This is a genomic window from Streptomyces sp. NPDC093586 (assembly GCF_044764905.1).
Lineage (GTDB): Bacteria > Actinomycetota > Actinomycetes > Streptomycetales > Streptomycetaceae > Streptomyces.
Genome location: NZ_JBIWJA010000073.1, coordinates 1 through 12,487, shown reverse-complemented (window position 1 = coordinate 12,487; position 12,487 = coordinate 1). Strand labels below are relative to the sequence as shown.

At 70.5% G+C, this 12,487-nt stretch carries 11 protein-coding genes, 1 pseudogene and 1 riboswitch; of the genes and pseudogenes, 8 read left to right on the top strand and 4 right to left on the bottom strand.

Features of this window, described 5'->3' with window-relative positions; genetic code table 11:
• The 5 genes and pseudogenes from ACIRFH_RS36015 to ACIRFH_RS35995 form a co-directional block, all read left to right on the top strand.
• Positions 1-127, top strand: a pseudogene (locus tag ACIRFH_RS36015) (4-hydroxy-3-methylbut-2-en-1-yl diphosphate synthase); the annotation flags it as partial.
• Between the two features lie 27 nt (positions 128-154).
• Entirely contained in the window at positions 155-2,071 is a 1,917-nt protein-coding gene (gene dxs, locus ACIRFH_RS36010; protein WP_403530636.1) for a 1-deoxy-D-xylulose-5-phosphate synthase, read from the top strand.
• Complete coding sequence (locus ACIRFH_RS36005; RefSeq protein ID WP_403530633.1) at positions 2,072-3,457, top strand: aspartate aminotransferase family protein; 1,386 nt, start codon at positions 2,072-2,074, stop codon at positions 3,455-3,457.
• A gap of 74 nt (positions 3,458-3,531) precedes the next feature.
• A complete protein-coding gene (locus tag ACIRFH_RS36000; protein ID WP_403530630.1) occupies positions 3,532-4,179 on the top strand; it encodes a helix-turn-helix domain-containing protein in 648 nt (215 codons plus the stop codon).
• On the top strand, positions 4,176-4,295 hold the full coding sequence (locus tag ACIRFH_RS35995; RefSeq protein ID WP_403530627.1) for a DUF6126 family protein: 120 nt from the start codon (positions 4,176-4,178) through the stop codon (positions 4,293-4,295). Before ACIRFH_RS36000 ends, ACIRFH_RS35995 begins: the two co-directional genes overlap by 4 nt.
• A 27-nt stretch (positions 4,296-4,322) precedes the next feature.
• Here the strand turns inward: ACIRFH_RS35995 and ACIRFH_RS35990 are convergent, their stop codons facing one another.
• Positions 4,323-5,120 carry a tyrosine-protein phosphatase gene (locus ACIRFH_RS35990; protein WP_403530625.1) on the bottom strand — a complete coding sequence of 266 codons (798 nt, stop codon included), beginning with the start codon at positions 5,118-5,120 and terminating at the stop codon, positions 4,323-4,325.
• A gap of 439 nt (positions 5,121-5,559) precedes the next feature.
• Positions 5,560-5,718, top strand: a riboswitch (cyclic di-AMP (ydaO/yuaA leader).
• Positions 5,719-5,722: 4 nt separating this feature from the next.
• Between ACIRFH_RS35990 and ACIRFH_RS35985 the strand changes: the two genes are divergently transcribed.
• Positions 5,723-6,664 carry a peptidoglycan DD-metalloendopeptidase family protein gene (locus ACIRFH_RS35985; protein WP_403530622.1) on the top strand — a complete coding sequence of 314 codons (942 nt, stop codon included), beginning with the start codon at positions 5,723-5,725 and terminating at the stop codon, positions 6,662-6,664.
• 225 nt (positions 6,665-6,889) lie between these two features.
• Positions 6,890-7,675 (top strand): SGNH/GDSL hydrolase family protein, encoded by a 786-nt coding sequence (locus tag ACIRFH_RS35980; protein WP_403530639.1) that lies wholly within the window; start codon positions 6,890-6,892, stop codon positions 7,673-7,675.
• 100 nt (positions 7,676-7,775) lie between these two features.
• On the opposite strand, the gene ACIRFH_RS35975 is transcribed toward ACIRFH_RS35980, so the two are convergent.
• Together ACIRFH_RS35975 and ACIRFH_RS35970 are read right to left on the bottom strand one after the other, a co-directional pair.
• Positions 7,776-8,396: a TetR/AcrR family transcriptional regulator gene (locus tag ACIRFH_RS35975; protein ID WP_403530619.1), complete on the bottom strand. Its 621-nt coding sequence runs from the start codon at positions 8,394-8,396 to the stop codon at positions 7,776-7,778.
• Positions 8,397-8,456: 60 nt separating this feature from the next.
• The gene (locus tag ACIRFH_RS35970; protein WP_403530616.1) at positions 8,457-9,041 is read right to left on the bottom strand and encodes a carboxymuconolactone decarboxylase family protein; all 585 of its coding nucleotides are present in this window, start codon (positions 9,039-9,041) and stop codon (positions 8,457-8,459) included.
• A 190-nt stretch (positions 9,042-9,231) separates the two neighbouring features.
• Here ACIRFH_RS35970 and ACIRFH_RS35965 point away from each other — a divergent pair, with 190 nt between their 5' ends.
• On the top strand, positions 9,232-10,467 hold the full coding sequence (locus ACIRFH_RS35965) for an MBL fold metallo-hydrolase (protein WP_403530613.1): 1,236 nt from the start codon (positions 9,232-9,234) through the stop codon (positions 10,465-10,467).
• A gap of 1,109 nt (positions 10,468-11,576) precedes the next feature.
• On the opposite strand, the gene ACIRFH_RS35960 is transcribed toward ACIRFH_RS35965, so the two are convergent.
• The gene (locus ACIRFH_RS35960) at positions 11,577-11,984 is read right to left on the bottom strand and encodes a hypothetical protein (protein ID WP_403530610.1); all 408 of its coding nucleotides are present in this window, start codon (positions 11,982-11,984) and stop codon (positions 11,577-11,579) included.
• Between the last annotated feature and the right edge of the window lie 503 nt (positions 11,985-12,487).

Here is a 12,487-nt window from a genome sequence, read left to right as displayed (position 1 = left end):
GGGCGAGGTCATCAAGACCGTGCCCGAGTCCAAGATCGTGGAGACCCTGATCGAGGAGGCCATGAAGATCGCCGAGCAGATGGAGAAGGACGGCGCGTCGGGGGAGCCGGCCGTCACCGTGAGCTGAACAGCACGGAGAGAAGGGGGCCCGAGCGTGACGATTCTGGAGACCATCCGGGGACCACGTGACCTGAAGGCGCTGTCCGAGGCGGAACTCGGCGAACTGTCCCACGAGATACGCGAATTCCTGGTGCACGCGGTCGCCCGTACCGGCGGACACCTCGGACCCAACCTCGGCGTGGTGGAACTCACCGTCGCCCTGCACCGGGTCTTCGAGTCACCGGCCGACCGCATCCTGTGGGACACCGGCCACCAGAGCTACGTCCACAAGCTCCTGACCGGCCGTCAGGACTTCTCCAAGCTGCGCGGCAAGGGCGGACTGTCCGGCTACCCCTCGCGCGAGGAGTCCGAGCACGACGTCATCGAGAACAGCCACGCCTCCACCGCGCTCGGCTGGGCCGACGGCCTCGCCAAGGCCCGCCGGGTGCAGGGGGAACGGGGCCACGTCGTCGCCGTCGTCGGCGACGGCGCGCTCACCGGAGGCATGGCCTGGGAGGCGCTGAACAACATCGCGGCCGCCAGGGACCGGCCGCTGATCATCGTCGTCAACGACAATGAACGCTCCTACGCCCCCACCATCGGCGGACTCGCCAACCATCTGGCGACGCTGCGCACGACCGACGGCTACGAGCGGGTGCTGGCCTGGGGCAAGGAACTGCTCCAGCGCACGCCCGTGGTCGGCAGGACCGTCTACGAGGCCCTGCACGGCGCCAAGAAGGGCTTCAAGGACGCCTTCGCCCCGCAGGGACTCTTCGAGGACCTCGGACTCAAGTACGTCGGCCCGATCGACGGACACGACATCGGAGCCGTCGAGTCGGCGCTGCGGCGCGCGAAACGCTTCCACGGTCCGGTACTGGTGCACTGCCTCACCGAGAAGGGCCGCGGCTACGAACCCGCCCTGCGCGACGAGGAGGACCACTTCCACACGGTCGGCGCGATGGACCCGCTGACCTGCGCGCCGCTCAGCCCCTCGGACGGACCGTCCTGGACCTCCGTGTTCGGCGAGGAGATGGTGCGGATCGGCCAGGAACGCGACGACGTCGTGGCGATCACCGCGGCCATGCTGCACCCGGTCGGTCTCGCCCCCTTCGCCGAGCGGTTCCCCGACCGGGTCTGGGACGTCGGCATCGCCGAGCAGCACGCGGCCGTCTCCGCCGCCGGCCTCGCCACGGGCGGACTGCACCCCGTCGTCGCCGTCTACGCCACCTTCCTCAACCGCGCCTTCGACCAGCTCCTGATGGACGTGGCCCTGCACCGCTGCGGAGTCACCTTCGTCCTGGACCGGGCGGGCGTCACCGGCGTCGACGGGCCCTCGCACAACGGCATGTGGGACCTGTCCGTCCTCCAGGTCGTCCCGGGTCTGCGCATCGCCGCGCCACGCGACGCCGACCAGCTGCGCGCCCAGTTGCGCGAGGCGGTCGCCGTCGACGACGCGCCGACCCTGCTGCGCTTCCCGAAGGAGTCGGTCGGGCCGGTCCTCCCGGCCGTGGACCGGGTCGGCGCCATGGACGTCCTGCACGCCGCCGACCGGCCCGAGGTGCTGCTCGTCGCCGTCGGCGTGATGGCATCCGTCTGCCTCGGGGCCGCCGAGCTGCTGGAGGGCCGCGGCATCGGATGCACCGTCGTCGGCCCGCGCTGGGTCAAGCCCGTCGATCCGGCGCTGCCGCCCCTGGCCGCCCGGCACCGGATCGTGGCCGTCGTCGAGGACAACAGCCGCGCCGCCGGGGTCGGCTCCGCGGTGGCGCTGGCCCTGGGTGACGCCGAAGTCGACGTACCCGTACGGCGGTTCGGCATCCCGGAGCAGTTCCTCGCACACGCCAAACGCGCCGAGGTGCTCGCCGACATCGGCCTCACCCCGGTCGAGATCGCCGGCCGGATCAGCGCGAGCCTGGCCGTGAGAAAAGCGGCCGGGGTCGAGAGGACCGTCATGCCTGGGCAAGGAGAGAACTGAATGACCAAGGAGTTCGACCTCGGCGCGCTGCTGGCCGAGCGTGGCGCCGAGCGGTACGAGCTGCACGCGAAGCACCTCAACCACCAACTGCCGCGCATGCTGCGCACCATCGGCTTCGACAAGGTCTACGAGCGGGCCGAGGGGGCGCACTTCTGGGACGCGGACGGCAACGACTACCTGGACATGCTCGCCGGGTTCGGCGTGATGGGCCTGGGGCGTCACCACCCGGTCGTCCGCAAGGCGCTGCACGACGTCCTCGACGCCTCGCTGGCCGACCTGACCCGCTTCGACTGCCCGCCGCTGCCCGGACTGCTGGCCGAGCGGCTGCTCTCCTACAGTCCCCACCTGGACCGTGTCTTCTTCGGCAACAGCGGCACGGAGGCGGTCGAGACCGCGCTGAAGTTCGCCCGGTACGCGACCGGCAGGCGGAGGATCCTGTACTGCGCACACGCCTTCCACGGGCTGACCGCCGGTTCCCTGTCCGTCAACGGCGAGACCGGCTTCCGGGACGGTTTCGCCCCGCTGCTGCCCGACACCGCCGTCCCGCTCGGCGACCTGGACTCCCTGGCGCGGGAGCTGCGGAAGGGAGACGTGGCGGCGCTGATCGTGGAGCCGATCCAGGGCAAGGGCGTCCACGAGGCCCCGCCCGGCTACCTGCGCGCCGCGCAGGACATGCTGCACCGGCACAAGGCCCTGCTGATCGCCGACGAGGTGCAGACGGGCCTCGGCCGGACCGGGAAGTTCTACGCCTACCAGCACGAGGACGGTGTCGAGCCCGACCTGGTGTGCGTCGCCAAGGCGCTGTCCGGTGGGTACGTGCCGGTGGGGGCCACGCTCGGCAAGGACTGGATCTTCCAGAAGGTGTACTCCTCGATGGACCGGGTGCTGGTCCACTCGGCCAGCTTCGGGTCCAACGCGCAGGCGATGGCCGCCGGGCTCGCGGTGCTGTCCGTGATGGAGAACGAGGAGATCGTCGCGAACGCGGCTGCCGTGGGTGAACGGCTCACGTCCCGGCTGACGGAGCTGGCGGACCGCTACGAACTGCTCGCCGACGTCCGGGGCCGGGGGCTGATGATCGGCATCGAGTTCGGCCGGCCGAACTCGCTGAGGCTGCGCAGCCGCTGGACGATGCTGCAGGCCGCGCGGAAGGGACTGTTCGCGCAGATGGTGGTGGTGCCGTTGCTGCAGCGGCACCGGATCCTCACGCAGGTGTCCGGCGACCATCTGGAGGTGATCAAGCTGATCCCGCCGCTGATCATCGACGCGTCGGACGCGGACCGGTTCGTCGACGCCTTCACCGAGGTGATGGAGGACGCCCACAACGGTGGCGGTCTGATGTGGGACTTCGGAAAGACACTGGTCAGGCAGGCGGTGGCGAACCGCTGACCGGAGGACATCCACCGCTTTGCCTGTGAGGCAAAAAAATTGCCCCACAGGCAAAGCTCGGGCTGAATGGAGGTATGTCCTCCTCCGCGAACCATCAGTCGGACGGGCCGCCGGACGCCGTGTCCTCCGTGGTGGCGCCGCAGCTGCGCGCCCTGCGCCGCCGCGCGGCCCTCACCCTGGAGGCGGCGGCCCGCGCCGCCGGGCTGTCGCCCGCCCACCTCTCCCGCCTGGAGACCGGGCAGCGCCAGCCCTCGTTGCCGATGCTGCTCTCGCTCGCGCGTGTTTATGGTACGACCGTCTCGGAACTGCTCGGCGAGAAGGCCGCGGAACGGGACGCCGTCGTGCGGGCCGGGGGCATGGAGCCGACCGCCGCGGGCGGCTGGACGTACTGGCAGGCCGGCGGTTCCGGCCGCGGGATGCAGGCCCTGCGCGTCCGCGTGCCGCACGGCTCGCAGGGCGACATCGTGCGCGTACACCCCGGCGAGGAGTGGCTCTACGTCCTGCGGGGGCGGCTGCGGCTGCGCCTCGGGGACGCCGTGCACCTGCTCGCCCCGGGCGACAGTGCCCACTTCGACTCCCTGACCCCGCACCGGATCGCGGCCCAGGACGTCGACGGGCTCGAGCTGCTCTTCGTCCACACCCTGCTGCAGAGCCCGACGACGGCGCTGTGCCTGGGGCCCGTCACCACACCGACCCGCCACACCCCCGGAGAGATGCCATGAGTGCCATCCAGGACAAGCTCCCGCGCGCCCTGTGGGTGCGACTTCTCATCTACATCGCCCTCGGGCACGTCTTCGGCGGCTTCCTCTACCTGCTCTTCGAGGTGGGAGCCGGATAGCGCCGCCCGGGAACGCGGGCGGGCGGCTCAGTCCAGCAGCCGCTCGCGCAGCCGTTCCCTGGTCCGCGGGGTGATGCCGAGTCCCTTCTCCAGGTAGGCGTCGACCCCGCCCCAGGTCTCCTCGACGGTCTCGAAGGCCGCGGCCAGGTACTCGGCGCGCGCGTCGAACAGGGGGCTGAGCAGCTCCATGACCTCGGGGGAGTAGGCCGAGGCGGCCGTGCTGCTGCGACGCACCTTGTAGCGGCGGTGCGTCGCGTTCGACTTCAGGTAGTCCTCCAGGATGGCTTCGCGCCGCACACCCAGGGCGAGCAGGGTGACCGCGATCGACAGGCCCGCGCGGTCCTTGCCGGCCGCGCAGTGCATCAGTGCGGGGACGCTGTCCTCGGCGAGCGCGTGCAGCACCCGGGAGTGCTCCGCCGTGCGCTCCTTGATGATCGTGCGGTAGGAGGCGATCATCCGGTTCGCGCCCCGGTCGTCCGCCAGGATCTCGCGCAGCTGGTCGAGGTCGCCGTCGCGGACCATCTTCCAGAACTCGGCACCGTCGGCCGGATCGCTCAGCGGCAGGTTCACATGGCGCACGCCCGGCAGTTCGACGTCCGGACCCTCGAGCTTCTGGTCGGCGGCGTTGCGGAAGTCGAAGATCGTGTGCAGTCCCAGCGAGGCGAGGAACGCGGCGTCCTCCTCGGTGGCGTGCGCGAGGTGGCCGCTGCGGAACAGCACTCCATGGCGCACGCTCCGCCCGTCCACGGTCGGCAGTCCGCCCACGTCCCGGAAGTTGCGCACGCCGGCCAGCTCGGGTTCGGTCGACGGGACCTGCTGCGTCACGGGGGCTCCTCCCACTCCGCCCCGTCGGCGCTGCTCGCCGTCGGGCGCCCAGCCGACGATACGGCATCCCTTGCCTGCGGCAACGAGTCGCCCACAGGGAAGCCGATAGAGCCGAATATGGAGTATCTGGGCCTTCTGCACCAATTGCCCACTTCACACCAACTCGCTGGGAAATAAGGGTAACTGGCGCAACCCTCGTGAGCAGCGTCATAGAGGTGACCGAGCGTTGCCCGTCATGCTCACGTAATTCATGCGCTTTTCAAGGCCGTTTACGGAGAGGGACGCTCACGGAATCGACGGAGTGTGACCGCTCATTCCCGTGAAGGATCAAGCGGAACACCGGTCCGGGGAGCCTCTCGCTTGTCCGTGCGCCTCGTGGTCCCTTACGTTCACCACCGATCCGGACGGACGCCTAATCCTGCCGCCGACCGGAGCCCGCACTCATCCACCACCCGTACACGGCAGGAGCGGGGGACCCACAGGTAAGACCGCCTGTTCCGGTTCCCGGAACAGGCTCGGGGTTAAGCCGCGCCATGACGCGGCCGGACATCTCCAGTCCGCACCCGACAGCTCACCTCGCAGGCGCCGGAGAGGAATTCGCCATGCCCGCGAAGGGTAAGCACCGCCGCACCAAGGCCCAGCGCATCACCCGCACCATCGCCATAGCCGGAACCGGTGGCGCCGCGCTCGCGCTCCCGCTGATGGGTGCCGCCGCCCAGGCCGCCCCCGCGCACTCCGCCGCCGGACAGTCCGTCACGGCCGGCGCGCAGAAGTCGGCCGACAAGGGCTCGGCCTCGCACACCTACGTCGTGAAGAGCGGCGACCATCTCTCGAAGATCGCCGACGAGCAGCACGTCGACGGCGGCTGGAAGAAGCTGTACGCGGACAACCGCGAGGCCATCGGCTCCGACCCGTCGCTCATCCACCCGGGTCTCAAGCTGTCGATCGGCCAGAAGGCCGCGGCCGGCACCACCGCGCCCCCGTCACCCTCGCAGAAGACCGCCGAGAAGCCGGCCGAGGCCGAGAAGTCCTCCGCGCGGACCGCCGAGAAGGCGTCGGACGCCGCGGAGACCACCTCGTCGAAGCCCGCCGCGCCGACGTCCTCGAACACGAACACCCGGTCCGCCGGCACCACCAGCGGCTACACCGCCCCCGTGGCCGGCGCCGGCGTCGGTACCCCGTACCACCAGTCCGGCAGCATGTGGTCCAGCGGCTACCACACCGGCACCGACTTCGTCGTCCCGACCGGCACCTCCCTGAAGGCCGTCGGCGCGGGCACGGTCGTCTCCGCCGGCTGGGGCGGCGCGTACGGCAACCAGGTCGTCATCAAGCTCACCGACGGCCACTACGCCCAGTACGCCCACCTGTCCTCGATCTCCGTCTCCGCCGGCCAGTCCGTGACCGCCGGCCAGCAGATCGGTCTCTCCGGTGCCACCGGCAACGTGACCGGACCGCACCTGCACTTCGAGATCCGCACCACGCCGAACTACGGCTCCGACGTGGACCCGATCGCCTACCTGCGCTCGCACGGCGTCTCCGTCTGACGACGGTTTCCGCGCAGACCCCGCGCCGCCGAAGGCCGGACCCCGATCCCCGGGTCCGGCCTTCGGCGCGTCCGCCACCGGGCTTCGCTTATTCCTGAATTGGCAAACACTTTAGGAGTGGCTTATCTCACCGCCCGTCAACCCCTTCCTACGGTCGCGTAGGTCACATTCCAAGGTGAATCATGGGTCGATGTGGCAGACGATTCGAAGAGTGACAGCAGAGCAGTGATCGGGTCGTACGTGGCGGTGGGGGACAGCTTCACCGAGGGCGTCGGCGACCCCGGCCCCGACGGAGCGTTCGTCGGCTGGGCCGACCGGTTCGCCGTCCTGCTCGCCGACCGGCGCCCCGAGGGCGACTTCACGTACACGAACCTCGCCGTACGCGGCAGGCTGCTCGACCAGATAGTGGCGGAACAGGTCCCCCGGGCGATCGAACTCGCGCCGGACCTGGTCTCGTTCTGCGCCGGCGGCAACGACATCATCCGGCCCGGCACCGACCCCGACGAGGTGGCCGAACGGTTCGAGCGGGCGGTGGCCGCGCTGACCGCCGCGGCCGGCACGGTCATGGTGACCACGGGCTTCGACACCCGCGGAGTGCCCGTCCTCAAGCATCTGCGCGGCAAGATCGCCACCTACAACGGACACGTGCGGGCCATCGCCGACCGTTACGGCTGCCCGGTGCTCGACCTGTGGTCGCTGCGCAGCATCCAGGACCGCAGGGCCTGGGACGCCGACCGGCTGCACCTGTCGGCCGAGGGCCACACCCGCGTGGCGCTGCGCGCCGGCCAGGTCCTCGGCCTGCGCATCCCCGCCGACCCGGACCAGCCCTGGCCGCCCCTGCCGCCGCGCGGCACCCTCGACGTCCGGCGCGACGACGTGCACTGGGCCCGGGAGTTCCTGGTGCCGTGGATCGGGCGCCGGCTGCGCGGCGAGTCGTCCGGGGACCACGTGACCGCCAAGGGGACGCTGTCGCCGGACGACATCAAGCTGCGGATCGCTTCGGTGGCCTGAGGGTTCGGGGACCGGGAGGGACCTGAGGGCCGGGGCGGCGGGAGAACCAGGAGGACCGGTAGGGCCTCGGGGGCTTCGGTGCCGGGGCGCTGCCGGCTCCTCAGCGCCGGGGCGCGGTCAACGCCTCCCGGTCCAGGCCGAGTTCCCGGGCGAGTGCCTCGTCCACCCACTGCAGCGCACGGGCCCGGGGCACCGCGCCCTTGTACGACGTCAGCTGTACGGCCAGCCCGTCCAGCAGCGCCGTCAGCCGCAGGGCGGCGCCGTCGGGGTCCGGACACGAGAACTCCCCGGCGGCCACACCGTCCGCGATGACCTCGGCGATGGCCGCCTTCCACTGCCGGTCCAGCTCCCGCGCGACCTCCCGCAGCGCGGGCTCGCGCAGCGACGCCGCCCAGCCCTCGATCCACAGCCGCCAGCCCTTGGCCTGGCCGGTCGGGGCGTACCACCGCAGGGCCGCCCGCAGCCGGCGCAGCGCCGACGTACGGCGGCCGAGCAGCCGGCGCAGACAGGCCAGATCGTCCTCGGCGGCGCGGGTGAACGCGGCGGCGACCAGCTTCTCCTTCGTCGAGAAGTGATAGAGCACGAGCGCGCTGCTGACACCCAGCGCCGCGGCCACGTCGGCGATCCGCAACGCCGCCACGCCCCGCGCCGATATCTGCTCGATCGCCGCGCGCAGCAACTCCTCACGCCGCTGCGCCACACTCAACCGGACTCTCGCCACGCCCGTCACCCTATACAGGCGCACGCGTGTGCGACGACGGTCGTTTCCGGCCCCGCCGGCTCAGTCCGCCGTGGTGCTGGCCGCGCCCGCGCGCCCCGCGACGGGCAGATCGCAGGAGTCCTTGAAGCCCTGGCTGGTGAGGTCGAGCGCGGCGTTGATGCGGGAACGCAGGTTCTCGACGGCGATCATGGCCGTCAGCTCCACGAACGCCGGCTCGCCCAGCCGGGTCCGCAGCCGCTCGGCGAGGTCGTCGCCGACGGTCGGCGGGGTCGCCGTCACGGCCTCGGCGTACTCCATGACGTCGCGCTCCAACGGCGTGTAGGCGTCGCTCTCCCGCCACACCGGCACGTCGTGGAGCTTGCGCCGGTCCATGCCGCGCTCCGCATTCTCCCAGTAGCCGAAGTCCATGCACCAGGAGCAGCCGATCGAGGCCGCCGAGGCCATCACGGCGAGCGCCTTCAGATCCGGGGCCAGCTTGTTCCACTGGGCCACGGACCGCTCGAACCGCAGGTCGCCCCAGAGCACGCGCGGATTGTGGGCGAGCGCCTTGCCGGGGTCGAGGACCTTGCCGTAGGTACGCCGGGAGTACCACTCCATGACGCGGAAGAAGAGAGTCCGGGGAGGGGTGAGGGATACGCGTGCCATGGGAGGCCACCTTCCTGTCCATCGGCCGGGCCGAGCCGACCTCATCGGTTCCGTTCCGTTCCGGGCGCTCCGGCGGGAGCGCCCTCACCGGTACGACGGGTGGCGGGAACCCGGATGTGACATCGCTCGTTCGAGGTGACGTCGGGCAGGACGACAATGAAGAGCCCGACCCACTCCACCAGGAGGTACCGTGGCCGCCCCCCGTTCCCCCCGCACCGGGCTCCGCGTGCCGCGGCCCGCCGCCTTCGGCACGGACCCGGGCGGTGAGCGCATGGCGCGTATCCGCAGATCGCCGCACTTCCGCGACGGGGTCTTCCAGAACCCCGGAGGCACCGCCCGCACCCGGCCCTCCGGATCGGCCCGCGAGTTCGCCAAGGTCTACTTCGACCGGGAATCACGGCTCCGCCGCACCCCGCGGGGCACGGTCCCGGTGCACGCCACCACGCTCGCCGACCTCGCCCGGCCGCCCGCCACCGGGCTGCGGCTGACCTGGACGGGCCACTCCAGCGTGCTCGCCGAGATCGACGGCCGACGGGTGCTCTTCGACCCCGTGTGGGGCGAGCGCTGCTCCCCGTTCCCCTTCGCCGGCCCCAAGCGGCTCCACCCGGTCCCGGTGCCCCTGGCGGCCCTGGGACCGGTCGACGTCGTCGTCATCTCCCACGACCACTACGACCACCTGGACATGCCCACGATCAAGGCGCTGGCCGGGACGGACACCCTGTTCGCCGTGCCGCTCGGCGTCGGCGCCCACCTCGAACACTGGGGTGTGCCCGCCGACCGGCTGCGGGAGCTGGACTGGCACGAGTCGACGCGCGTCGGCGGCCTCACCCTGACCGCCACCCCGGCCCGCCACTTCTGCGGACGCGGACTGCGCAACACCCAGCACACCCTCTGGGCGTCCTGGGTCGTCGCCGGCGAGGAGCACCGCGTCTACCACAGCGGCGACACCGGCTACTTCGACGGCTTCCGGGACATCGGCGCGGCACACGGCCCGTTCGACGCCACGATGATCCAGATCGGGGCGTACGCCGAGTTCTGGCCCAAGAACCACACGGACTATACGCCTCTGCCTGGCATGTGGCCAGACATTCACATGACGCCTGCGCAGGGGGTTCAGGCCCATCTTGACCTGCAGGGAGGCGCTGCGGGCGGGGTGCTGCTGCCGATCCACTGGGGGACGTTCAACCTGGCTCCGCATCCGTGGGCGGAGCCGGGTGAGTGGATGAAGGACGCGGTCGAGGAGGTCGGGCAGGCGGTGGCGTTCCCGCGGCCGGGGGAGCCGTTCGAGCCGGCGGGGGAGTTGCCGGTGGAGGCGTGGTGGCGGGCGGTGTCCGGTCCGATTGCCCATCCGTGGCGTCGTCCCCGGATCGCTGAGGGTATGGCCGAGACGAGCAGGGGTGATCTCGACCTCGCGGGGGAGCGGTGAGGTCGGTCGGGGACGAGCTTGGGGAGATGGTCCGGATGCTGGAGTGTCTCCCTGCTGACGAGCGAGATCGTTTGCTGCGAGCCTTGGACGGAGCGCCTCGCGTGGACCGTGAAGCCACTGCTCAGCTCTTCAGGCCCTTGCCGTCCGTGGAAGGCCCGTCCCGGGTTGTTGTCCGAACGCGCAATGTGGAGCGCTGAGCTTGCGGGAGGGGCCTGGCTGGGCAGCGTTCGGCCGCACTGCTCGGCCAGTGTCGGTGGCAGCGTCTAGGGCGCGGCGCATGCCTGCCTCGTCACCTTGGCCCGAAGCCGAGACTCCCGTGTCGCCGGCGTACCCCTCAACGCGCCAGGGGAGGCGATAACCCTCTATGACGGGCCGGTTGTCGGACCGGCCGGGATCGAGTGGCCCCGGTCCTCTGTGCGCTCGGAGATACCGTTCCGCCCGGGCGGGTACGAGAGGCCGCCGGAGACCCCACGGGAGGCCGGGACGATTGATGCCTGGTGCCGCGCGCTGGCCGTCCGGTGGTCCGGCTGTCGGGTCGGCGGCCTCCGGATTAGGCCACGCCTTCGCCAGGCGGTCTGCAGCCGGTCCTCGGCCAGGTGCGTGTCGCAGGCCAGCAGTCACGCGGTACGCAGCAACCGCGAGCCGCACCCTTCGGCGAACTCCTCGAAGTCCGGTGCGCTGCTGCTGTCGTCCATTGCGTGGCTCATGCTCCCGCCGTCGCGCCCGTGCCATCGCCTTGGCTCTCACACCCGGTGAACCGTGTGACCCGCGGATCGGGTTGCCCAACGAGGTCCATGACCTGGGCATGTCTGTTTCTCGGAGCAAGAGCGTTACAGGAGGCGGCCGGGCGGACAATGCTCCTCACCCCTTGGCCGTCTGCGGCTCGGACGGTCTCACGGCCGTGCTGGACAGGGCATGACCTGCGAATACCACCGAAGTCATTGCAATATAAAGTACCTCGGGAGGAACGGCTCCACCGGGAGCCGTAACCATGGTCCGTCCGGGGAGAACCGAGTGGCGAGAAAACGCAGGACCCCCGTGTCGGTGCGCGGCCACAAGCGCCGCCTACCCAACGGCCGAACGACGTACGTACGTCGGCACACCCGAACCTACTGGACCGGGCGGAACCCCTCAGCCGCCGTGCGCAGGCCGGAACGCTCCACAGTATCGGCGCGACGCATCCCGACGCGATCGACGTCGGACAGTACGCGATTCCCCTCACCGAAGGCTTCGACGATCATATCGGCCAAGCCGACGGAGGCAAGCGCGGCCTGTGGCGCGTGGGGATGCTTCGGTCTTCTGTCTACCGTCATAATTCTCGCCTCGCTGATATCGGAGGACGGTGAGCGGCCGTACCTGTCCATCATCGTTCCGTGTTTCCTCGCGGCGGTGGCCGCGGGCTGGCTGTGCGGCCGCGCCTTCTCGCCCAGCACGGCCCGGGGAAAGAGGCGCTTGACGACAGCCAGGCGGATCGCGCTGACCTCGGGCATCTCCATCGCAGTAGTGCCGATGCTCATTTGGGAGGCGATGTCCAACACCGAGGAGCTGGCGCCCCTGTGGCTCAACGTCACCCGAAATATCGGCATGGGCTTCCTCCTGTCCTGGGTAGCCGGCACTCGAAGGGGAGTCAGTCGCACCGCTTCGGCGCAGAGCACGTCGCCCGAGTCATGCCCGCCACAGCATGAGGCTGCTCGGAATGACCGGATCACCGACCAGGAGGTGGCCACACCATCCCATCCCACCAGGTATGACGGGCCGTAGGTACGACACGAGGGCGAATCGGGTGCGGCCTGAGGCATGTCTGATTGTTCTGGAATGAGACTGCTCGGTCGGGAAGCTCTCATTCCGAAACGATCAGCTAGTCTCCCGGCGTGCGAGAGTCAGTCAGGGGGCTGTAGAGGCGGCGACCAGGAGGCCAGCCAGTGACTGACGTTTTCTCAACGATGATCATTTCCAGATTCCGTTGAGGACGATGGCAGCGCGGGCGATGTCTCCGATCCGGTTGGGGCTGAGGGTGACG

Bases quoted from the DNA above. Each gene is read 5' to 3' on its own strand.
- ACIRFH_RS36000 (WP_403530630.1), top strand. From the start codon at position 3,532: ATGTCCTCCTCCGCGAACCATCAGTCGGACGGGCCGCCGGACGCCGTG.
- ACIRFH_RS35960 (WP_403530610.1), bottom strand. From the start codon at position 11,984: ATGAGCATCGGCACTACTGCGATGGAGATGCCCGAGGTCAGCGCGATC.
- ACIRFH_RS35995 (WP_403530627.1), top strand. From the start codon at position 4,176: ATGAGTGCCATCCAGGACAAGCTCCCGCGCGCCCTGTGGGTGCGACTT.
- ACIRFH_RS36005 (WP_403530633.1), top strand. From the start codon at position 2,072: ATGACCAAGGAGTTCGACCTCGGCGCGCTGCTGGCCGAGCGTGGCGCC.
- ACIRFH_RS35985 (WP_403530622.1), top strand. From the start codon at position 5,723: ATGCCCGCGAAGGGTAAGCACCGCCGCACCAAGGCCCAGCGCATCACC.
- ACIRFH_RS35970 (WP_403530616.1), bottom strand. From the start codon at position 9,041: ATGGCACGCGTATCCCTCACCCCTCCCCGGACTCTCTTCTTCCGCGTC.